21 protein-coding genes are annotated in these 22,293 nt (G+C 55.9%); all 21 read left to right on the top strand.

Annotation, left to right across the window (positions count from 1 at the left end; all coding sequences use genetic code 11):
- Positions 1-290: 290 nt before the first annotated feature.
- Entirely contained in the window at positions 291-785 is a 495-nt protein-coding gene (locus ACN9MQ_RS13245; protein ID WP_014170557.1) for a hypothetical protein, read from the top strand.
- 23 nt (positions 786-808) lie between these two features.
- Positions 809-1,312, top strand: coding sequence for a type VI secretion system lipoprotein TssJ (gene tssJ / locus ACN9MQ_RS13240; RefSeq protein ID WP_426262634.1), 504 nt, complete (start codon positions 809-811; stop codon positions 1,310-1,312).
- A gap of 28 nt (positions 1,313-1,340) precedes the next feature.
- Positions 1,341-2,684, top strand: a complete 1,344-nt coding sequence (tssK, locus tag ACN9MQ_RS13235; RefSeq protein WP_020883454.1) for a type VI secretion system baseplate subunit TssK — start codon at positions 1,341-1,343, stop codon at positions 2,682-2,684.
- Between the two features lie 17 nt (positions 2,685-2,701).
- Positions 2,702-3,940: a DotU family type VI secretion system protein gene (locus ACN9MQ_RS13230; protein WP_020883455.1), complete on the top strand. Its 1,239-nt coding sequence runs from the start codon at positions 2,702-2,704 to the stop codon at positions 3,938-3,940.
- A gap of 2 nt (positions 3,941-3,942) precedes the next feature.
- Positions 3,943-7,563: a type VI secretion system membrane subunit TssM gene (tssM, locus tag ACN9MQ_RS13225; RefSeq protein WP_221716816.1), complete on the top strand. Its 3,621-nt coding sequence runs from the start codon at positions 3,943-3,945 to the stop codon at positions 7,561-7,563.
- Between the two features lie 16 nt (positions 7,564-7,579).
- The gene (gene tagF, locus ACN9MQ_RS13220; RefSeq protein WP_020883457.1) at positions 7,580-8,296 is read left to right on the top strand and encodes a type VI secretion system-associated protein TagF; all 717 of its coding nucleotides are present in this window, start codon (positions 7,580-7,582) and stop codon (positions 8,294-8,296) included.
- A gap of 11 nt (positions 8,297-8,307) precedes the next feature.
- Positions 8,308-9,324 carry a type VI secretion system protein TssA gene (tssA, locus tag ACN9MQ_RS13215; RefSeq protein ID WP_020883458.1) on the top strand — a complete coding sequence of 339 codons (1,017 nt, stop codon included), beginning with the start codon at positions 8,308-8,310 and terminating at the stop codon, positions 9,322-9,324.
- Between the two features lie 75 nt (positions 9,325-9,399).
- Positions 9,400-9,924: a type VI secretion system contractile sheath small subunit gene (tssB, locus tag ACN9MQ_RS13210; RefSeq protein WP_008502644.1), complete on the top strand. Its 525-nt coding sequence runs from the start codon at positions 9,400-9,402 to the stop codon at positions 9,922-9,924.
- Positions 9,925-9,927: 3 nt separating this feature from the next.
- Positions 9,928-11,427, top strand: a complete 1,500-nt coding sequence (gene tssC / locus ACN9MQ_RS13205; RefSeq protein ID WP_014170549.1) for a type VI secretion system contractile sheath large subunit — start codon at positions 9,928-9,930, stop codon at positions 11,425-11,427.
- Positions 11,428-11,492: 65 nt separating this feature from the next.
- Positions 11,493-11,999 (top strand): type VI secretion system amidase effector protein Tae4, encoded by a 507-nt coding sequence (locus tag ACN9MQ_RS13200; protein ID WP_020883459.1) that lies wholly within the window; start codon positions 11,493-11,495, stop codon positions 11,997-11,999.
- A complete protein-coding gene (locus ACN9MQ_RS13195) occupies positions 11,996-12,421 on the top strand; it encodes a T6SS amidase immunity protein Tai4 family protein (RefSeq protein WP_047955751.1) in 426 nt (141 codons plus the stop codon). Before ACN9MQ_RS13200 ends, ACN9MQ_RS13195 begins: the two co-directional genes overlap by 4 nt.
- A 180-nt stretch (positions 12,422-12,601) precedes the next feature.
- Positions 12,602-13,084, top strand: a complete 483-nt coding sequence (locus ACN9MQ_RS13190) for an Hcp family type VI secretion system effector (protein WP_014884229.1) — start codon at positions 12,602-12,604, stop codon at positions 13,082-13,084.
- Between the two features lie 59 nt (positions 13,085-13,143).
- Positions 13,144-13,635 (top strand): type VI secretion system amidase effector protein Tae4, encoded by a 492-nt coding sequence (locus tag ACN9MQ_RS13185; protein ID WP_020883461.1) that lies wholly within the window; start codon positions 13,144-13,146, stop codon positions 13,633-13,635.
- Positions 13,632-13,985 carry a T6SS amidase immunity protein Tai4 family protein gene (locus ACN9MQ_RS13180; RefSeq protein ID WP_151712400.1) on the top strand — a complete coding sequence of 118 codons (354 nt, stop codon included), beginning with the start codon at positions 13,632-13,634 and terminating at the stop codon, positions 13,983-13,985. Before ACN9MQ_RS13185 ends, ACN9MQ_RS13180 begins: the two co-directional genes overlap by 4 nt.
- A gap of 424 nt (positions 13,986-14,409) precedes the next feature.
- Entirely contained in the window at positions 14,410-16,194 is a 1,785-nt protein-coding gene (tagH, locus tag ACN9MQ_RS13175; RefSeq protein ID WP_214579324.1) for a type VI secretion system-associated FHA domain protein TagH, read from the top strand.
- Positions 16,191-16,988 carry a PP2C family protein-serine/threonine phosphatase gene (locus ACN9MQ_RS13170; RefSeq protein WP_014170545.1) on the top strand — a complete coding sequence of 266 codons (798 nt, stop codon included), beginning with the start codon at positions 16,191-16,193 and terminating at the stop codon, positions 16,986-16,988. Before tagH ends, ACN9MQ_RS13170 begins: the two co-directional genes overlap by 4 nt.
- Positions 16,989-17,004: 16 nt before the next feature.
- Complete coding sequence (locus tag ACN9MQ_RS13165) at positions 17,005-17,991, top strand: hypothetical protein (RefSeq protein ID WP_020883465.1); 987 nt, start codon at positions 17,005-17,007, stop codon at positions 17,989-17,991.
- Between the two features lie 9 nt (positions 17,992-18,000).
- Positions 18,001-18,813 (top strand): type VI secretion system accessory protein TagJ, encoded by an 813-nt coding sequence (locus ACN9MQ_RS13160; RefSeq protein ID WP_032680804.1) that lies wholly within the window; start codon positions 18,001-18,003, stop codon positions 18,811-18,813.
- Entirely contained in the window at positions 18,806-19,369 is a 564-nt protein-coding gene (gene tssE, locus ACN9MQ_RS13155; RefSeq protein ID WP_010432861.1) for a type VI secretion system baseplate subunit TssE, read from the top strand. Before ACN9MQ_RS13160 ends, tssE begins: the two co-directional genes overlap by 8 nt.
- A 2-nt stretch (positions 19,370-19,371) precedes the next feature.
- Positions 19,372-21,243 (top strand): type VI secretion system baseplate subunit TssF, encoded by a 1,872-nt coding sequence (gene tssF, locus ACN9MQ_RS13150; RefSeq protein ID WP_426020983.1) that lies wholly within the window; start codon positions 19,372-19,374, stop codon positions 21,241-21,243.
- Positions 21,240-22,283 (top strand): type VI secretion system baseplate subunit TssG, encoded by a 1,044-nt coding sequence (tssG, locus tag ACN9MQ_RS13145; RefSeq protein WP_020883468.1) that lies wholly within the window; start codon positions 21,240-21,242, stop codon positions 22,281-22,283. The genes tssF and tssG overlap by 4 nt, the downstream gene beginning before the upstream one ends.
- Positions 22,284-22,293 lie beyond the last annotated feature (10 nt).

Raw genomic sequence — 22,293 nt, 5'->3', positions numbered from 1 at the left:
TAGCTAAATCGTATTTTTTTCTCAGATTAATCCTATAATGTCTCGAGTGCTTCATTAACCATCAGTTATGAAGCGGTAAATATTGAATTGGTGGCAAGCTCATGTAAACTTGCTTACCGTTTGTCAAAATATGTCAGGAAGACGCTGGGCCTTATTCTGAAGGGCTCGTGCGGTAGCTATGCCCTTAAATAGTAACGCCCCGAAAATATACTGACTATTTTAACAATAGCACCTAAGTCAAACTTCATCCCCTTTATCTCCATCATCGAAATATCGCTACGGAAAAGCATATGAAAATGCGCGTACTGTTTTCACTTCTGTTTGTAATGGCGGTGGCGGGCTGTAAAGCGCCGCAGAAACCTGTGATCAACGACGACACGATCGTGACCAGCCAGGTCAATGGCGTCACGTTAACCCACCGTCATGCTGTTTTACCTCCAGCAGAGTTTACTCAGCTCAATGAGCCGTATCGTGCCATGTATCCGGCCTCGCTGATGAGCCGTCCTGACTTTGGCGGAAAGGTTATCCGTACCCTGGAAACCGGTAAAACGTATGTGGTCCTGGGTCAGGTTGAGCACTACTGGATGGCGCTTGCCGATGAGGGAAATGATCAGCTGATTGGCTACGTCCCGATGCGCGCAGTGATCAAAGCCGATCAGTACGAAGCGACCGTCCGTAAGCAGGCCCAGCGTGCGAAAGTGCGTAAGAAGGCAACATGTGTTGATGTGGACGGTAACAGCAAAGCCTGCAAAGACAGCGCTAACGGTACCTGGATCCTGAACTAAACCGCGTCCCTGAGCGTATTTTTATGAATAATAAAAATTTTCATTGGTTGTGGTCCGTCTTTTACGCGGCGATTTTCGTCCTTGTCAGTGGTTGTACGTCGTCTTCACACAGCGACCCTTCCCGCTACAATCTGCAGTTTCAGGCTCATCCACAAATCAATGAATCTGCGCCGCTAAAAGTCAGAGTGCTGTTGCTGAAATCCGATGCGGATTTCATGTCCAGTGACTTCTATTCCCTGCAGAACAACGCGTCAGCCACGCTTGGCGCGAATCTGCTGAACAGCGATGTTTTCTTCCTGATGCCGGGTCAGCTCTCGAAAACCCTGAGTGGACAGAGCTCTCCCGACGCCCGCTACATTGGTGTGATGGCGGAATATCAGATGCTGGATGGCAAAAAATGGCGCGTTTCACTCCCTCTGCCTGTGCCAGGCGAAAACCATATCTACCAGTTCTGGAAATGGTCAGCGGATGAACTCCAGGCCAACGTGTTTCTCGACGTGAATGGCATCCGGGTCATCAGCCAGTAACGCGCTTCATAACAGGAATTACATCATCATGACGAAAGCAGAAAAGGTCGTCTGGACCGAAGGCATGTTCCTGCGCCCACACCATTTTCAGCGGACTGAAAGCTATCTGCTCAACCACGTTCGTGAATGGGGTGCGCTGCAGCGTTCATACCTTTGGGGCTTTCTCGACGTTGAGCTGGACGAAGCGATGCTGCGCCAGGGATGCATTGCCCTGAGCTACTGCAGCGGGCTGCTGCCTGACGGAACCTTTTTCCAGGTGCGCAACGGCCGCAATGGTCCGGTGCCGCTGAAAATCCCTGACAATCTCACCAATGAAAAGGTGGTGCTCGCCCTGCCGGTTCGCCGTGGAGAGAGAGAAGAGGTGATCTTCAGTGAAGAGCCGGCCTCGCTGGCGCGCTTCATCGCCTTTGAGCAAGAGGTGGAAGACGACAACGCCATGTCGGTAGGCGATGCCACCGTACAGTTTGGCCGCCTGCGTCTGACCCTGATGCTGGAAAAAGATGTAACGGCAGAGTGGACCGCTATCGGCGTGGCGTTTGTGACCGAGAAACGCAACGATAACCACGTGCGTCTCGATAGCAGCTACATTCCGCCGATGCTGAACGCCAATAACAGCCCGCAGATCTACAGCATGATTAACGATCTGCACGGCTTACTGGTGCAGCGCAGCCAGCAAATTGGCGGTCGTCTGCGCCAGCCTGGCCGCTTCAATACCTCGGAACTGATTGAATTCACGCTGCTCTCACTGGTGAACCGTCATCTGGGCGAGGTTTCGCATTTAAAAACGCTTCCGCTGCTGCATCCGGAAACACTCTGGCGCAGCTGGCTGCCGTTTGCGACCGAGCTCGCCACCTGGGCGTCTCAGCGTACCGCTGAAAGCGTGCTGCCAATTTACGATCACGACGACCTCGCGGGTTGCTTCAGCAAACTGATGATGCTGCTGCGTCAGGGGCTGTCTCTGGTGATGGAAGACCATGCCATTCAGCTGCCGCTTAACGAGCGTTCCCACGGTCTGAACATCGCGACCGTGCCGGAAACCAGCATGGTGCGTGAGTTCGGCTTCGTGCTGGCGGTCAAAGCCAACGTGCCGGGCGAACACCTGCAAACCCATTTCCCTGCCCAGATGAAAGTGGCACCGGTCTCGAAAATTCGCGATCTGGTTCAGCTGCAACTGCCTGGCATTATGCTGCGCGCCATGCCGGTCGCACCGCCGCAGATCCCCTGGCATGCAGGCTACAGCTACTTCGAGCTGGAGAAGGGGAGCGAGCTGTGGCACGAGATGGATAAGTCCGGCGCTTTCGCCCTGCATCTCGCAGGCGAGTTCCCGGGACTTGATATGGAGTTTTGGGCCATCCGTAGCCCGACTGAATAATAAAGCGAGCGCTTAATATGCAGGAACGACAGGATACCGGCAGTGATGCCGCGTTTACCGGAGCCAGTAGCAACAATCAGCTGGTGGCGGCCGCCAATCCGCTGCTCAATGCGATTCCGCAAATCCGTCATTCGGTATCACATGACGATCAGGTGGCGTTGCGCCAGCGCCTGATCGATGAGATCCGCCGGTTCGAAGTGCGCTGTCAGCAGGCCGGTCTGGCCTATGAGGTGATCGTCGGGGCACGTTACTGCCTGTGTACGGCACTTGATGAGGCTGCCGCGCTCACCCCCTGGGGCAGCAGCGGCGTCTGGTCCAGCAATGGTCTGCTGGTGACGTTTCATAACGAAACCTGGGGCGGCGAAAAGTTCTTCCAGCTGCTGGCGCGTCTGTCGCAAAACCCGCGCGAACATATTCTGCTGCTGGAGATGATCAACTACTGCCTGCTGCTCGGCTTCGAGGGGCGCTATCGGGTGCTGGATAATGGCCGCACCCAGCTTGAAACCATCAAGCAACGGCTGTGGCAGATGATTCGCGGCGTGCGTGGCAGTTACCCGCCACAGCTCTCTCCGCATCCGGAAGATCGTCCGGTACTGCGCAAGCTATGGCGACCCATGGTACCTCTGTGGGCCTGTGTGGCGCTGGCCGGGTTTATCGCCTGCCTGTTCTATATCGTGCTTAACTGGCGGCTTGGCGATAACACCAACCCGGTATTAGCAAAAATTTATCAGTCACAGCTTCCCGAAACGACTATCCAGCAACCTGCCCGCCAGCTGCCTGCGGTGCTGAACCTGCGTGGTTTCCTGAAGCCGGAAATTGAAGCCGGTCTGGTTGCGGTAAAAGATGAAGCCGACCGTAGCGTGGTGATCCTGAAAGGGGACGGCCTGTTTGCTTCCGCCTCAACCGTGGTACGTGACCGTTATGAGCCGGTGATAAACCGTATTGCACAGGCCATGAATAACGTCAGCGGTAAAATTCTGGTGGTGGGCTACAGCGACAACGTGCCAATTCGCAGCGCGCGCTTTGCCTCTAACTATGAACTGTCGCTGGAACGTGCCCGGTCAGTTCAGAAAATGCTGCAGGGAAGCCTCTCTCAACCTGAACGTGTGAAAGCGGAAGGCCGCGGCGAGATTAATCCAGTGGCACCTAACAATACGCCGGAAAACCGTGCCCGTAACCGCCGGGTGGAAATTACTCTGCTGGTGTCGCCTGAAAATACCCAGGCTGAGCTGAACGGATTGCCGCAAGGAAACTAAGGATGCTGACTACTCTTCTTTCCATTTTGACCAATCGCATTCTGTGGAGCTTCCTGGGCGTCACTGCGCTTGCGGCGGTTATCTGGATGATTGGCCCATTGTTGTCCATCGTGGACACCCGACCGCTCGAATCTGAACAGAACCGCATCATCAGTATTGCGGTGGTTTATCTGCTCTGGGCGCAGGGCCACATTCTGCCGCGGCTGTACAATGCCTGGCTGAACCGCAAGCTGATGGACAAACTCAATGAGAACACCACCAGCCCGGAAGCAGCGGATCCGCAGAAGCGACTGAACAACGAGGAGCAGATCCTCGCCAGCCGTTTTGACGAAGCCGCACAGATGCTGAAAAAAGCGCACTTCAGCAAAGCGGGACAGGGTGCCCAGTGGACGCAGCGCTTTAGCACGCAATATCTGTATCAACTGCCGTGGTACGTCATCATCGGCGCACCGGGCAGCGGTAAAACCACGGCGCTGGTCAATTCCGGACTGCAATTCCCGCTGGCCGACCGTTTCGGTAAGACCGCGCTGCGCGGGATCGGCGGCACGCGTAACTGCGACTGGTGGTTCACCAACGAAGCCGTACTGCTGGACACCGCGGGTCGCTATACCACCCAGGAGAGCGAACAGGTTCAGGACGCCGGTGAATGGCTTGAGTTTATGGGGTTACTGCGTAAGTATCGCCGTCGCCAGCCGATCAACGGTGTGATTATTACCATCAGCATTTCTGACCTGCTGACGCTCTCGCCTGAAGCGTCACGCCAGCAGGCGGTCAACCTGCGCCAGCGTCTCTCTGAGCTTCATGAGCAGCTGGGTATTCGCTTCCCGGTGTATGTCATGGTGACCAAAGCTGACCTGCTTAAAGGCTTCCGTGCCTGGTTTGCCGATTATGACAAAGCGCAGCGCGACCAGATCTGGGGCTTCACGCTGCCGTGGGAGCAAACCAAACACGCTGATTACGACCTGATGGGTAACTTCCAGCAGGAATTTTCCCTCTTACAGCAGCGCCTGGATGCCGGACTGCCGGAAACCCTGCTGCAGGAGCATGATGCAAAAGCGCGCGCGGAAGCGTATCTCTTCCCGCAGGAGTTTGCCGCACTGCGTCCGCTGCTGGCTGACTACCTGAGCACGGTCTTTGCCCGCTCTAACTTTGAAACCGAATTCTCCCCGCGCGGGATCTATTTCGCCAGTGGTACCCAGGAAGGTATGCCGTTTGACCGGGTGATGGGTGAACTAAACCGTGCGCTCTCCTTGCCGGAAGGTGAAGAGGGAAATCGCTGGGACTCCGTCAGCAAAGAGGCTCCGATTCCGGGGGCGAAAGGGCAGAGCTTCTTCATCAAGAACCTGCTGCAAAACGTCATTTTCCAGGAAGCCGGCATCGCCGGGGAAAACCGCTGGTGGGAACTGCGTAACCGCGCCGTCATTTGGTCCGGCTATGCGGCGCTGCTGGCCCTGCTGGTGATCCTCGGTGGACTGTGGCTGACCAGCTATGCCAGGAACAAGGCTTATCTGGAAGAGGTGGACGCAAAGGTGCCGCTGCTGGATCAGCAGAGCAAGGCGCTGCAGAATCAGCCTCAGCGCGATCTGTTTGACCTTCTGCCCTTGCTGAATGGCCTGGTCGATCTGCCGAAAAGTGACGCGTTTGATGTTAACGATCCGCCTGTCTCACGCCGTATGGGGCTCTATCGTGGGGATGACGTCAGCGATGCATCGCAGTCTCTGTACCAGAAAGCGCTGGACCAGATGCTGCTCCCTGCCGTGGCGATGCACATCACCACCTGGCTGCGCAACGATAACGGCAGCGATGTGGAATACAGCTATGAAGCGCTGAAGGCCTACCAGATGCTCTATCAGCCGAAGCACTATGACGGCAAATTCCTGCACTCCTGGGTGATGCTTAATCTGCAGCGCAACCTGCCGCAGAACGTGACTCAGGCGCAGCTTCAGCAGCTTGAGTGGCACCTGACACAGCTGCTTGAGCCGAAAATTCAGGCCTCGCCGTACGCGCAGGATGAATCCCTGGTCGCGCGTGAAAGGGCGCTAATCAACCAGCAGCCGCTTTCCACCCGGGTGTATGGTCGTCTGAAGCGTCTGCTGGAGCATGATGAAAACCTGAAACCGGTATCGCTCTCCGACCTGGGCGGTCCGCAGAGCGAGCTGGTGTTTTCACGCAAAAGCGGCAAGCCGGTGAGTGAAGGCGTACCGGGTCTTTATACTCCGGACGGTTACTGGAAAAGCTTCAACGGCCAGATTGACAGCGTCACCACTGCTCTGCATGAAGACGATGCGTGGGTGCTGGGGGCGACCTCAGCCCAGGAAGATAAACAGCAGATCGATAACGCCGTGCGTCAGCTCTACATGCGCGACTTTATCGCCAACTGGGAGCGCTTCCTCGCCGACATTCAGCTTAATAACAGCGCCGATCTCTCCCAGCGCATCAATACCGCGCGTCTGCTCTCCGGGGCAAACTCGCCGCTGCGCCGTCTGGTGCTGAACCTGAGCCAGGTCCTGACGCTTTCACGTAATGCGCCAGCCCCGGATGATGCCGGTAAAGCGCAAGCGCAAAGCAACCGTGCCACCCGCACGCTCGAAGCGTTATTCAGTAATAATGACAATGCCCCGACGCAGGCCGCGGTGGTCACTCAGGCACCTGAACAGCTGGTAACCGATCACTATGCTCCAATGATTGAGCTGGCGCAGCCGCTGGAGAAAGGCGGGAAGACCATCGTCTTTGATGATTTTCTCAAGCAGGTTGATGAACTTTACCGCTACCTGACTGCCGTTCAGGACGCGGCCAACAGCGGCATGCCTGCTCCGGGAGGCGAGGCGATTAGCCGTCTGCAGGCCAGTGCCGGTCGTCTGCCGGGCGGTCTGCAAACCATGTTCAGCAATATGGCGGTGGGGGCCAGCAGTGATACCCAGCGTCGCGACCTCGAAAACGTGCGTAAGCGGATTAACGTCGAAGTCGGTGGTTTCTGCCGTCAGGCAATCGCTGGCCGTTACCCGCTGGTGCGCAGCGCCAGTACGGAGGTCACGCCGGACGATCTCGCGCGCATGTTTGCGCCAGGCACCGGGCTGATGGACACCTTCTTTCGTGACAACCTGACCAATAAAGTTGATACCACGCAGGCGAACTGGCGCTTTATGCCGGGCATTGATGGAAAAACGCTGCCGGGAAGTGAAGGGCTCCTGAGACCGTTCCAGCAGGCGCAGTCCATTCGCGATGCTTTCTTTGCTAACGGTGCCACCACGCCATCTTACAAAGTGACGGTGCGCACCGTCAGAATGGATAACACAATCCTTAACCTGACGCTGGATGTTGACGGTCAACTGCTGCGCTACAGCCACGGTCCACAGGCTGTGCAGATCATGAACTGGCCGGGGCCGGGCGGGACTAACCAGGTGCGTATGCAGCTGGGTCTGGCTAATGGCAGCACGGCTACGCTGGTGACGAACGGTTCCTGGGCGCTGAACCGCTTTTTCGATAAAGCGCGTACCAGCCCCGGGGCGGGAAGTCTGAGTCGCCAGGCGACCTTTAACGTAGACGGACATCAGGTTACGCTGGAATTTGCGCCAAACAGTATTCGTAACCCGTTCCAGCTTCCCCGTTTCTCATGCCCATAACCGCAAGGACAGCCGTATGACGAATACCCCTGCGATGAACCGCTACAGCTGGTATGGCAAACTGCCCAGCGCCGGAGATTTTTTGCAGCGTCGCTTTCCTGACACCCTGCAACGCCAGTGGTCACACTGGTTCCAGGTCGGCCTGCTGGCCTGGCAGCAGGAAGAGCAGCGCAGCGGTGAGCGCCCGTTTAACAAAGCGCCGGTCTGGAATTTTGTCGTACCGCCGATGCTGGGCAGCCAGATGATTCAGATGGGCTGCCTGCTGCCGGGACGTGACAGCGTTGGTCGACAATATCCGGTCTGCATTCAGCTCAGCTTTGCCCCCGCGGACTGGTCATCACGTCTGCTCAGTCAGGCTGAAAGCTGGTATCAGCAGATTGGCCGTCTGGGCCTGCATGCGGTACGTAACAGTTTTTCTGCCTCACAGCTCGATGACATGTTGATGTCCATTCCGGCACCGCAGCCCGTCGAGCCGCAAAAGCGCTCAGATATTCTCGACGTGATTGGTTATGACGAAGACGGCCAGAGCACGCTGGGCTGGCCTCAGGCAGCAGAGTGCTTTGACCCGCTTCGCCAGACCAGCTACTGGTGGACCAACCGCTGCGACGGCTACCCGCTCTACACCCATGTTCACAGCGGGAACTTCACCGGGCAGCTCTTTACGCTGCTGTTCGACCCGGCAGGTGGCGCCCGCCCGGGCCGTCACGGTCTCTATCCGCCTATGTTTGAATAAGCAGGGATCTTATGAATATCGAAGAATTTCTCGCGCCAATAAGCCCCGACAAGCCCTGTGGCGAAAACCTGGAGTATGACGCTGATTTCCAGCTCATGAATCAGGCCAGCCAGGGCAAAGCAGAGCAGCAGTTTGGCGACACCATCATTCCGGCAGAACCTGCTGACTGGAATACGGTGGAAAAATTCGCCACCAGCCTGCTGAGCCGCACCAAAGATCTGCGCGTCATGCTGGCGTTAACGCATGCATGGACACGTCGCCGCGGCCTTGCGGGCTATGCCGACGGGCTGTTACTGGTGCAGGAAGCGATCACGCGTTACTGGGAGCCGCTCTATCCGCTGCTGGAAGAGTATGGCGAAACCGACCCGTTTTACCGCATTAACGCCCTGGCCGGGCTGAGTGATAAGTCTGACCTGACCGTCGCCGTGCGTAACGCCTCACTGCTGCGATCAAATGGCGATGAAATTTCACTTCGCGACGCTCAGGCACTGCTGGATGGCAGTAAAACCGAATGTCCGGATTACCCCGGTGGCCGTCCAAGACTGATTGACGAGCTGGCCCGCGGCGATCAGCCGGGCACGTCGGCGGTGATAGTGATTAACGAACGGCTGCTGGCCATTCGTGAGTTGCTCACCGGCCATCTTGGTGAAAGCGGCGTTCCGGAGATGGAACAGCTGCTGAAAACCGTCGGGCTGGTCGCCAGCGCCTGCCAGGTGACCGACATCAGCAAGCTGCTGCCCAACCGGGAGGCACAGGCTGAGCTCAGCGCTGAACCTCAACCGGCGGTCGCACAACCCGTTCAGCAGGTTACAGACTGGCGCAGCGTGCAGGTCACCAGCCGCGCCGATGCACAGCTGATGCTGGAGAAAGCCAAACAGTATTTTGCGCAGTACGAACCGAGCCACCCCGCACCGTTGATGATTGAACGGGTGCAGCGGCTGTCAGAACTTAACTTTATGGACATTATTCGCGACCTGGCGCCAGACGGCGTTAACCAACTGGAAAACATCTTTGGACGCCGCGAATAACGCGTCCTGGCATTATGACGACAGGCATGGAGCCTGCCGTTTCACCTTCACCGCGCATCTTTGATGGAGAACATCATGGCAATGAGTAACAGTGGGCAGAAATTCATCGCACGTAACCGTGCCCCCCGCGTGCAGATCGAGTACGACGTAGAGATCTACGGTGCAGAACGTAAAATTCAGCTGCCGTTTGTGATGGGCGTCATGGCCGATCTGGTCGGCAAACCGGTGGAAAACCTGCCGGCAGTCGACGAGCGTAAATTCCTCGAAATCGACATTGATAACTTTGACGAGCGCATGAAAGCGCTGAAACCTCGCGTGGCGTTCCAGGTGGATAACACGCTGACCGGCGAAGGTAAGCTCAACGTTGATCTGACTTTCGACAGCATGGACGACTTCCTGCCGGACGCGGTAGCCCGCAAGGTTGAGCCGTTGAACAAGCTGCTGGAAGCACGTACTCAACTCTCCAACCTGCTGACCTATATGGATGGCAAAAACGGCGCGGAAGAGCTGATCGCTAAAATTCTGCAGGATCCGACGCTGCTCAAATCTCTGAGCCAGTTGCCGAAAAATGACGAAAGTGCGAAAGGTAGCGAGGAATAATCGATGAGCAACCAGACTCAACAACACGAGCAGCAGAGTGGTCAGGCGTTCAGCCAGGATGAATTCAGCGCGCTGCTGAACAAAGAGTTCCGCCCGAAAACCGATCAGGCGCGCTCCGCGGTGGAAAGTGCGGTAAAAACGCTGGCGCAGCAGGCGCTGGAAAATACCGTTACCTTCTCCAGTGACACCTACCGCACCATTCAGAACCTGATTGCCGGTATCGACGAGCAGCTGTCTCAGCAGGTGAACCAGATTATTCACCATGAAGAGTTCCAGAAGCTGGAGAGCGCCTGGCGCGGTCTGAGCTACCTGGTGAACAACACTGAAACCGACGAGATGCTGAAGATCCGCTTTATGAGCATCTCCAAGCAGGAGCTGGGTCGTACCCTGAAACGCTTTAAGGGCGTGGGCTGGGACCAGAGCCCAATCTTCAAGAAAATCTACGAGCAGGAGTACGGTCAGTTTGGTGGCGAACCGTTTGGCTGCATCGTCGGCGACTACTACTTCGACCACAGTCCGCAGGACGTTGAACTGCTGGGCGAGATGGCGCGTATCGGCTCGGCGGCCCACTGTCCGTTTATCACCGGTACCGCACCGGGCGTGATGCAGATGGAGTCCTGGCAGGAACTCGCGAACCCGCGCGACCTGACCAAAATCTTCCAGAACACCGAGTATGCCGCGTGGCGTTCACTGCGTGAATCCGAAGATGCACGCTACCTTGGCCTGGTGATGCCGCGCTTCCTGTCGCGCCTGCCGTACGGTATTCGCACTAACCCGGTCGACAGCTTCGATTTCGAAGAGCAGACCGATGGCGCGAACCACAACAGCTACTCCTGGGCGAACGCCGCGTATGCCATGGCTGCCAACATCAACCGCTCCTTTAAAGAGTACGGTTGGTGCACTTCAATCCGCGGCGTGGAGTCCGGCGGGGCGGTTGAAAACCTGCCATGTCACACCTTCCCGAGCGACGACGGCGGCGTGGACATGAAATGCCCGACCGAGATCGCCATCAGCGATCGTCGTGAAGCCGAGCTGGCGAAGAACGGCTTTATGCCGCTGGTTCACCGCAAAAACTCTGACTTTGCCGCTTTCATCGGCGCGCAGTCTCTGCAGAAACCGGCTGAGTACCACGACCCAGATGCGACCGCTAACGCGCGTCTGGCATCCCGTCTGCCGTACCTGTTCGCCTGCTGCCGCTTTGCCCACTACCTGAAGTGCATCGTGCGCGACAAAATTGGCTCCTTCCGTGAACGTGAAGAGATGGAACGCTGGCTGAACGACTGGGTGATGAACTATGTGGACGGCGACCCGGCTAACTCCTCACAGGAGACCAAGTCCCGTAAACCGCTGGCGGCTGCCGAAGTGCAGGTGCAGGAAATTGAAGATAACCCGGGCTACTACGCCGCGAAATTCTTCCTGCGTCCACACTACCAGCTGGAAGGTCTGACCGTTTCTCTGCGTCTGGTTTCTAAACTGCCGTCACTGAAGACGAAAGACGCGTGATGATGATTGCCGCCGGGAGGCCTTACCCGGCGCCTGCTTTATAGCATGGAAATGTGAGAGGAAATATGACCGCGAGACCTTCGTTTGTTGCTGCCTGGGCGGCGGCAACACGTATTTACGATGCAAATGATTCTATCGGCAAAGTTAAGCAAATTATCGGCGGCAAGGTTAAGCACAACTTCGAAATACCGCAAGATCAGGGTGGGTGGTCAAATAGTTGTGCCGTACGCATGAGTTATGTTCTGAACTATACCGGGCATCCCGTCCCGCGTATTGCAAATCTCACGGTATCCGGTGCTGATAATAAATGGTACTTCTATCGGGTAAAGGATGTTATTGCCTGGTTGACGCGTCAGTGGGGTAAACCTGACATGGTCGTGAGTTATCCTTCCTTACCCGTTCAACAATTAGCCAACAAAAAGGGCGTAATTCTGTTTGAGGTACAGGGCTGGAGTGACGCCGCAGGTCATGCCACATTCTGGAATGGTTTAACCTGTTCGGATCATTGTTATTTCAATGCACCGGAGACGAATTACACGACGACCAAAGCCAATTTTTGGGAGTTACCATGAAAAAAATAATTGCCAGTCTACTGTTGCTCACCAGTTCCGCCTCTGTTTATGCAACTGACGATCCGGTGATGTTTGTCAAAAAAATGCCTTATAAGCAAGTTGTTAAAGACGTTGTTTTTTCTCGCTGTCTGGCACAAGTTTCAGATGATAAAAGCCAGTTTTCTCTGGATGCAGCGCGTAGCAGTAGTGCATTACTGGAATGGGTGCCTTTCGATATTGAAAATGGCAATGACAAAATTAATGCCCTTATTGATAAATATAAAGGCGCAACCAATGCCTTTCATTCTGAGATAAAACCCGATGTCAAAGGCGTAACGTTAAACTGTCTACGTCTTTATCATAGTGACGAACTTAATAAACTTGTACCTCAATTAATTATCGGCAATCCTGACCGCACCTGGATTCAGGATAATCCGCAGTAGTAAAGACTTCACATTCTTTCCTTTCATTCAGGGGGAATGTCAAGACTGTCAAATGACACGGGTCATTTGATATGAGGCAGAGGTAAAATATGGACGGTTTTATTCAGCCCCATGCTTTCCTGTTTGCCATATAAGTGCTTTTTCGAAAGCAATATTGTTCATCCACGAAGAGTAGATATTATGGCTATTGATATGTTTCTGAAGGTCGAGGGTGTTACGGGCGAATCTAAAGATTCTAACCACACCGGCTGGACTGATATTACCTCCTTCTCCTGGGGCGCTTCCCAGCCAGGTAATATGAGTGTTGGTGGCGGCGGCGGTGCCGGTAAAGTTAACTTTAACGATCTGCACGTTAACGCTCTGATCGACAAATCCACTACAGCAATTCTCAAACACTGCGCAAGCGGTAAGCACCTGACTAAAGTTGAACTGTCCGTGTGCAAAGCGGGTGGTCAGCAAGTTGAATATACCCGCATCACGCTGGAAGATGTGCTGGTAACTTCTGTTCAGTACACCGGTGCGGACAACGGCGACACCGTTGGTGTGACCTATGCATTCCAGGCTGCGAAAGTGAAACAGCAGTATTGGGAGCAGACCACTGCTGGTGGTAAAGGTGCTGAAAGCAGCGCTGGCTGGAACATCAAAGAAAACAAAGAAGCGTAATGATAGTGGGCCCGAAAGGGCTCACTTTTACGTGACCTTCTTAGGATGGAGAAAGAAGAATGTCTGCTATGCGTCCTGCTTTTGGTGCTGCCTGGAACAGATTCAGAGAAGTTAACGTTAATGTGGAACAGGTTGGCAAATTATTGGGTGGAAAAGTTCAGCATAATATCGATGCTGGTATTTTTAAAAATGCCTGTCCCATTCGTATGAGCTATGTTTTGAATTATTGTGGTATACCTATTCCGTCTAATAGCAAATACGCGACAGTGACCGGAAATGACAAAAAACGCTATATGTTCCGCGTTAAAGATATGATTGCATTTCTTCCTACTGTTCTGGGTCATGCAGATATGTCAGTTGCCTCTCCTACACCAGCACAATTTTCAGGCAAGCAAGGCATTATTATCTTTACCGGCCATGGGTGGCGTGACGCAACCGGACATGTAACACTCTGGAATGGAAATATTTGCTCGGATGACTGCCATTTCCTTGGATCACCCGGTAATGGTTCGTTTATTCCTACGAATGCAACATTCTGGAGCCTGAAATGAAACGTTTATTACTGCTCGCATTAGCGTTAAATGCCACCGTTGTTTATGCCCAAACATTGCCTGATGTCAGTGCTTTTACTCAACAACAAATCTTTGAAAACTGGGTGCAAAATCGTTGCATCAGTAAGATTGTGGACAGTAAGAGTTTAAAAGATGATGCAGAGGCCAGCGCTGCCGCATGGCTCGAAGCAAGCAATCTACCTGCAGAGAATTTTGAAAAAGCGGATAACATTATTGTTTCCTTACTTAAAGAGAAGGTAGGCGGTAGCGAACCGGGCCATTATCAGGTATTGAAGTGCAGTTTAATCACCAACAGCGACGCAATTCGAACGCTAAACACCCAAAAATAGAGTCATTTGGTGGTCATGTAGAAGTTGGTGGGCAAATGAATAATTTAATATTACGTGGAGAAGAACGTGAGTTCGAATATGTTCTCCACTTTTGAAATTTTTCTTTTGTTCTGGTGATGACTTTTTATATTGATTGTCGAAACCATTACAGCGAGGTTTCGTAAGTCTATCAGCCATTAACGCAAGCTGGGTTGCTACGAAAAGTAATTTCCATAAGTGTAATGGCATTTCGTCTGATTCTGAAATGGTCTGGATCTCTTCATATAACAAAAAGATTATTTTTACGGTGGCTATTTTTAAATGCTTTTAATTCTGGCAAGTAACAATGGAATCTGAGTTCTAATTAACTTTACGCTCAAACGCCGCCGTTCTCGCCCCGAGAGCGGCAGCGTTTGAGCGCTAATCATACCAGCAGGAATACGCCATGCGATTCACGATTATTTCTACAAAACCCGGTCATCAGCCGCCGCAGAGCAGCTGTGATTTTTATGCCCCGGGCGGCACCATTGGGCGCGGTACGGATAACAATCTGGTATTGCCGGACAATGACCGCACCATCTCGCGTTTGCAGGCCATTGTTCACGTTGACGCCCAGGGCGAATGCCGCGTCACTAACCGTGGCAGCGTCACCCGCGTGGTATTAAATGACATTCCGCTTGAGCGCGGGCGCCAGGTTGAGCTGCAGGATGGGGACATTCTCGGTATTGATGATTACCGCATCGAAGTGACCGAACTGATTCATGATACGCAGCCAGTCAGCCGCATGGCGGCGACCATGCAGCAGCAGGCGCGTCCAGCCGCGGCCCCTGCGGCAGCCCCGCAGCCGAAGCCTGCGAGCGCCGCCCCGCGCGGGAAGGCGGAACCGACTGCTGTGCCGTCGGAAATCTGGGATAGCCTGATGCAGGAGTTCTCTATCTCCGACAGCATTTCCAGTTCTCGGGCGAAGCCGCAGCCGGCAGCGTCGCACGATCCGTTCTCCCAGCCTGTCGCACCTGAGCGTAACGCTGAAGATCCGCTGGCGATGTTCAATGACAGCGATCCAAAGCTTGAGCGTAAGAACGTGGATCCGGATACGCTGTTCAGTGACGAAGCATTGTTCAAAAAAGAGAGCATTTTTGACGACGTCACCCCGTCTACGCTGGTGCCGCCCAATGAAGCTAAACCTGCGCAGCCTCAAGAAGAGCAGACGGATGAACTCGATCCGCTGGCACTGTTTGGCGGTAGTGCCAGCGCACCTGCCGCACGAAATGATGACCCCCTCGGGTTGATGGGCGGGGCACCGTTAACCCATCCGGATGAGATTGTCGGCGATAAGCCAGAGGCCGTCGTTGAGCCAGAACTGACGCCAGAGCCGCAAGCAGAACAGGAAGAGGACGTCCTTGCCGCTTCTCCGCTGTTTGCTCCTGAGCCGCAGGTGCCGCCGCGCGTGGAAGAAGAAGAGCCGGCGCGACCGGATTATGCCGGCTTCACCATGCCAACCCCGCAGGCCGTGGCGCGCAGTAATGCCCAGGCACCTAAAGGGCGTTTGCGTATTGACCCGGTCAAAAACGCGGCGTCGCCAGCAGCCCATAATGGCGAAAAGGGTGAAGTATTGCAGGGCGAATTACTTGAGGCGCTGCTGGAAGGGATGGGGCTCAGCGAAATGCAGCCCGTCCCGCAGTTTGACCGTGAAAATATGCGTCAGCTGGGGCAAATTCTGGGCATGTTCTCTCAGGGCACCGTGGCGCTGCTTTCTTCGCGCTCCATTCTCAAGCGCGGCGTAAAAGCCGATATGACCATGGTACTTGATGATGCCAACAACCCGTTCAAACTGTTGCCGACCGGGAAAACCGTTCTGATCCAGATGTTCGGTACGCCAATGCCGGGCTTTATGCCGCCGACAAAATCCGTGCGTGACGCGCTGATCGATCTGCAGGCGCATCAGCTGGGTATGATCTCCGGTATCCGCGCCATCATTGCCGCCATGCTGCAATCCTTCAACCCGGAACAGCTGGAAGAGCAGGCGAAGCAGAACGGGATGACCTCCCGGCTGGCGCTGCCGGGCAGTCGCAAAGCCGCACTGTGGGACTACTTTGTCCGCAGCTATGGTGAAACGGCAGGCGAGATTGAGGATGACTTCCACACCCTGTTTGGCGAAGCCTTCCTCCATGCTTATGACATGGAGGTAAATCAGTACAAAGACTCACAGAGCGGATCGGAAGAAAAATGAATATCGCAACGGCTTCTCTCTCCCGCCAGGGGACGCGCGCCAGCAACCAGGATCAGACGGGAGAAACCATAGGGGAACGTTCAGCCTGCTTTGTCGTCTGTGATGGTATCGCTGGTCTGCCGGGCGGTGAGGTGGCCGCTGAACTGGCCCGCAACAGTATTATCTCCCGTTTTGATGGCGACAAGCACCTGAACGCGCAGCATATTCGCGACTATGTGCAAACGGCGAATCGCACCATTCTCAGCGAACAGCAGGCGGTTCAGGATTATCGTCGGATGGGCACCACGCTGGTCAGTCTGTTTATCGACAGAGATTACCGGCTGGCCTACTGGGCACATGCCGGGGACAGCCGCCTGTATCTGTTTCGCCGGGGATGGCTGTGGCATGTCACCACCGATCACAGCCTGGTTCAGCAGATGAAAGATGCAGGGCACGACACCGATAACCTCAACAGCAATCTGCTCTATCTGGCGCTGGGTATTGAAAACGGTGGGCCAGAAGCGAGCTACAGCGATGTGGTGCAGGTCGAAGACGGAGATGCATTTCTACTCTGTACAGACGGTTTCTGGCACGGCGTCAGCGAAGAACAGATGAAACAGTCGCTGCACATGGTTAACACGCCACAAGAGTGGCTGACCTTAATGAACCAAATCATCCAAAAGAATGGCGAACAGGAGGGGAATGCTCAGGATAACTATACCGCCCTGGCGGTATGGATGGGTAACCCTCAGGACACCACTTTGCTGCATACGCTTTCTGACGCAGCACAATTTCTTCCCTGCGGAACTGATTAGACACACAAGGAACGATATGAAACTTTGGCTATCGGGTTTAGCACTTCTGGCGGTGGCGTCCACCGCGCAGGCTGAGAATTTCCGCATCGTGCAGTCTCCTGCGCAGAAGCTGGATATCTGGATTGATAACATCAAAGACAACACCCCACAGAGCTGGTGTAAGTCAGAGATTGCGCTGCGTATCGTGGCGAACGGCAACAAAGACGTCTCGGTTCTGGAGAACTTTGTCCCGCGTCTGGGCTCGCTGCTGGAACACCAGTGCAGCAAAGTCAGTAAACTGAGCTGGACGCTGAACGATCCGTCCGGGACGACGCTGGCGCAGGGGACAGCAGGCAAAGCGCAGGACTGGGCGCTGGTGGTAAAACAGCAGCAGACTGCGCCAGTGAGTACTCCGGCCAGCGGTGCGTTGCTGCCGCCGGACCAGAACGCGGAAACCCACACGGTTGCTGCCGATCGCACGCCGTGGCAGGAATTTACCCTTCAGGACGGCTGCCATCTGCGTACCTTCTGGGAAGGGGGCTCATCTGCTCCGGCGCTCTTTATTCCGGATTCAGACACCACCCGCTGCGGAAACGGGAGCTGGCTGAGTGGTCACACGGTTATCTCCCAGTCCCGTAATGGTGGACAAAAAGAGATACCGGTGACCTACATTCACGGCTTCCCGGTCATGGGACTGAATCAAAGTGCCGACCCGGAAAACGCGCTGATCACCTCCGTCAACAAAGAGCGCATGGTTTTCAGCACCTCCAACAGCGACCAGAGCTGGATGATCCTGCCTTACGACAGCAGCCTCAACGGCTGGAAAAGCAACGGCACGGTGGCCGTGGAGATTTCACGTGAGACCGCCAGCGACGATGCAAAACTGCAGGCGCGTATCGCCGCGGTGAAAAAAATCTGGGGCGCCTGGGTTACCCCTGGCACAACGCTCAATATCGTTCTGATTGACACCCTGCGCCCTCAGCTGCGCGATCCGGCAGTCGGCGCCTGGCGCGCGGCAAACTAAGGAATGGCTATGAATACGCTCTATCAACACCTGGCGGGTGAATCGCTGAGTGACGCGCTGGTGCGTCTTGAAGCTGAGATCAAAGCCCGTCCGGCCGATGCCGATCTCCGTGCCGCGTTTGTGCAGTTTTTGACCCTCAGTGGTAACTGGACGCGTGCCCTGACTCAGCTGAAGAGCTGGCTGGCACTTAAGCCCCAGGCTAAACCAACCGTTACCCTGCTGGAGCAGTCCATCCAGGGCGAGCTGCAGCGCGCGCAGGTGATGGCGGGGCAGGCTCGTCCTGCCATGCCTGAAACGCAGTGGCCGTGGCTTACCACGCTTGCCGCCGCACTTAATGACGCGGGAGAGCGTGCTCAGGCGCTGCGTCTGGAAGCCCTTGAGCAGGCGCAGGCAACGGCGGGGCAAATCACGCTTGAGAATGACGAGACGCAGGCATTCGCATGGCTGATGGACGGCGATGCTCGTCTGGGGCCCGTGTGTGAAACCATCGTCAACGGCCGTTATTTCTGGCTGCCGTTTAACGCCATCGCCGAGATCCGTTTCCAGGCCCCTGCCAGCGTGACTGACCTGGTGTGGCGTCATGCGCTGGTGCGCCTGACGGACGGTACCGAACAGGTTTGCCAGATCCCGGCGCGCTATCCTTTCGCACCGGATGCGTCTGACGCGGTTAAGCTCGCGCGCACCACCGAGTGGCTGCCGCTCGACAATGACGGCACGCTGTATGAAGGCATGGGGCAGAAAGCCTGGCTTAGCGAGCAAAGCGAAAGCCCATTGCTGTCGTTGAACCTGGTGACGTTTGCTGCGGATGGAGCCCATGAGTAATCCCGCTGGCGAAGGCGATCTGCTGCGCAGCGGCTGGCAAGCCCGCAGCAAGCAGGAGAAGGTGGGGGCGCGCGATAAAATGCAGCCCTCGCTGCTGGATCGCCTCACCGATAACGATCCGGAAAAAAAACGCGAGTCCGCCAACAGTAATCTGATTACCCACGCCGCCCTGCGCCGTAACGTGCTGCGGGATCTGCAGTGGTTGTTTAACACCATCAACCATGACGCATCCGGTGACCTGAGCGCGTTGCCGCATGTGAACCGCTCGGTGGTTAATTTTGGCGTCGCGCCGCTGGCCGGGAAAAGAATGTCAGACATTGAATGGCACGACATTCAGCGCAAGCTTACCGAGGCCATCATTAACTTTGAACCGCGTATTTTGCCGCAGGGACTGCAGGTCCGCTGCGTGTCAGACACCTCGTCACTGGATCTGCACAACGTGTTGTCCATTGAGATAAAAGGGCGTCTGTGGTGTGTGCCGTACCCGCTGGAGTTTCTGTTTCGCACCGATGTCGATCTGGAAAACGGCCATTTTGAACTGAAAGATGCGGGGTGATCATGGAAAGTAAACTGCTCGAATATTACAACCGTGAACTGGCCTATCTGCGTGAAATGGGCGCTGAATTTGCCGAGCGCTATCCCAAAGTCGCGGGTCGACTGGGCATGCGCGGCATCGAAGTGGCGGACCCGTATACAGAACGCCTGATGGAGGGGTTCGCGTTCCTGACCTCCCGCGTGCAAATGAAAATGGAAGCGGAGTTCCCGCGCTTCTCCCAGCGTTTGCTGGAAATGATTGCGCCAAACTATCTCGCGCCAACTCCCTCAATGGCGATTGCTGAAATCCAGCCCGACAGCACGCGTGGCGATCTGAGCAACGGTTTTAAGGTGCCGCGCGGCACCATGATGGACAGCCTGGCGCTGAAAAAGACCGGGGTCACCTGCAGCTACACCACGGCGCATGAAGTTAATCTGCTGCCGCTGAAAATCGATAAGGTCGAGCTGGGCGGTGTGCCTGCCGATCTGCCGCTGGCGCAGCTGGGCCTGAGCCAGCGGGGGATCAACAGCGCGTTACGGGTCCGCATTGCCTGCGATGGCCCGCAGCATCTTGGGCATCTGGATTTTGACCGTCTGGAGTTTTTCCTTAGCGGCCCGGATATTGAGGCGCTCAAGCTGCTTGAGCTGGTCATGGAGCACCACGCCGGGATTGTCTGCCAGACCGTCAGCAAGCTCCCGCAGCGACAGCTGCTCTCTGCGGATGCCTTGCGACAGGAAGGGTTTGAGCCGGACCAGGCGCTGCTTCCGGACGACCTGCGCAACTTTGACGGCTATCGTCTGCTGCAGGAATACTTTGCGTTTCCGGCACGGTTCCGCTTTATCAGCCTCAGCGGTCTGGGCAAGCTTATCCAGCACTGTGAAAATGAAAAAGCGTTCGATATTTTCATCCTGCTGGATAAAAGCGATGAGCAGCTGGAGCGGGTGGTTGATGCCAGCCATCTGGCGATGCATTGCACGCCGGTGATCAACCTTTTCCCGAAAGTGGCGGCGCGGCAGAAGCTGAGCGAGAGCCAGCATGAATATCATCTGGTGGTGGATAACATCCGTCCCCTGGATTATGAAATTTATGCGGTAAACAAAATCTTCGGCAGTGCCGACGGCCAGCGTGATGACCAGACATTCCGTCCTTTCTGGAGCACCTGGAGCGGTGATGCGGGCAACTACGGCGCCTATTTTTCCCTGCGCCGCGAGCAGCGAGTGCTCTCTGAACATGCCCTGCGCTACGGTACCCGCACCGGTTATATCGGCTCCGAAGTCTTTGTTTCGCTGGTGGATGAACAGCATGCACCCTGGCAGGAAAATCTGCGCTATATCTCCGCGGAAGTATTGTGCACCAGCCGCGACCTGCCGCTGATGCTTCAGCAGGAGCTCGGACAGTTCATCATGGCCGATTCCATGCCGGTGAAATCCCTGACCCTGCGAAAAGGCCCAACGCCGCCGCGTCCGGCTCTGGCCGAAGGGTTTAGCACCTGGCGATTGATCAGCCAACTGCAGATGAACTATCTCAGCCTGATGGACAGCGAAAACGAAGAGGGTGCCGCCGCCCTGCGTCAGCTGTTAGGGCTGTATGCTAACCTGGCGGAGACGCCGGTTGCGCGTCAGGTTGAGGGCGTTCGCCACTGCGTGCTGGAGCCGGTTCACCGTCGCGTCCCGGAGCCGGGTCCGGTGGTCTTTGCGCGCGGGATCGGCATTACTCTGACGGTGGATGAGCGTGCGTTTTCCGGCGCCAGCCCCTGGCTTTTCGGCAGCGTGCTGGAACGCCTGTTTGCCCGCCTGGTGTCCATCAACAGCTTTACTGAATTCACGCTGAAGAGTCAGCAGCGCGGTGAGATTGGCTACTGGGCACCGCGTATGGGGAAAAGGGCACTACTATGAGCGAAGTCGCCTCCGCGCCGCTGCGTGTCCATCGCCTGACGCCGTTGCCGGACGCTTTCTGGCGCGGCGTACGTGAGACGCCGTGGCGCTACGATCTGTTCCAGCTATTAAGACGCATTGATGCCCAGGGCGGTGAACGTTATCCGCTGGGGCGCGCGCCGCTGCCGAAATTTGAGCCGTTACGTATCGGTCAGCAGCCATCGATGAGCTTTGCGCCGTCAACCCTCGCGCAGGTGCGCCAGCGTGAAGAGAACGGGCTGCACGAGGTGTCTATCCTCAGCTTCGGTCTGTTTGGTCCAAATGGCCCGCTGCCCGTCCATATGACAGAGTACGCCCGCGAGCGTATTCATCATCATCAGGACACCAGCCTGAGCGCGTTTGCCGATCTGTTCCATCATCGCCTGACGCTGTTGTTTTACCGCGCCTGGGCTGATGCGCAGCCCGCCGTCTCTCTTGACCGCGCGGACAACAAACGCTTTGAGGGGTACCTGGCATCCTTGATCGGCATGGGCCAGCCGGGGCAGATGACCAAAGGCAGCCTGAGCGCACATGCCCGTTTTACTCATGCCGGACACCTGACTCGTCACGCCCGGGATCCGGAAGGGCTGGAGAAGATCCTGCGCAACTATTTTAACGCCCCGGTAAAACTGGTCACGAACGTGGCGCAGTGGATGCCGCTTTCGCCGCGGGAACAGGCGCAGTTGGGTGAAGGGCGTCGACTGCCGCGGATGGGAGAATCCGCTTTTCTCGGCGTTGCGGTGCGCGACGTGCAGCACAAGTTTCGTATCGAAATCGGCCCACTGAGCGCGGAAGAGTACAACCGCTTTCTGCCAGGCGAAGCGTGGGTCACTGAACTGCGCGACTGGGTACGCCAGTACGCAGGGGTAGAATTTGAATGGGAAACTCGGGTTATTCTGCGCGCCGACGCGGTGCAGGGTGCCTCGCTCGGTAGCGCCGGGCGGTTAGGTTACAACACCTGGCTGGGCCTTCAGCCTCAGCCTGTCCCACGTGGCGATCTGGTGTATCGCGCAGAGCGATAATTTTTCTAAC

It is taken from the genome of Enterobacter sp. R-25, from assembly GCF_049913205.1.
GTDB lineage: Bacteria > Pseudomonadota > Gammaproteobacteria > Enterobacterales > Enterobacteriaceae > Enterobacter > Enterobacter ludwigii.
Note: the sequence above shows the minus strand (reverse complement) of the source record. Positions and strands in the feature narration are given on the sequence as shown.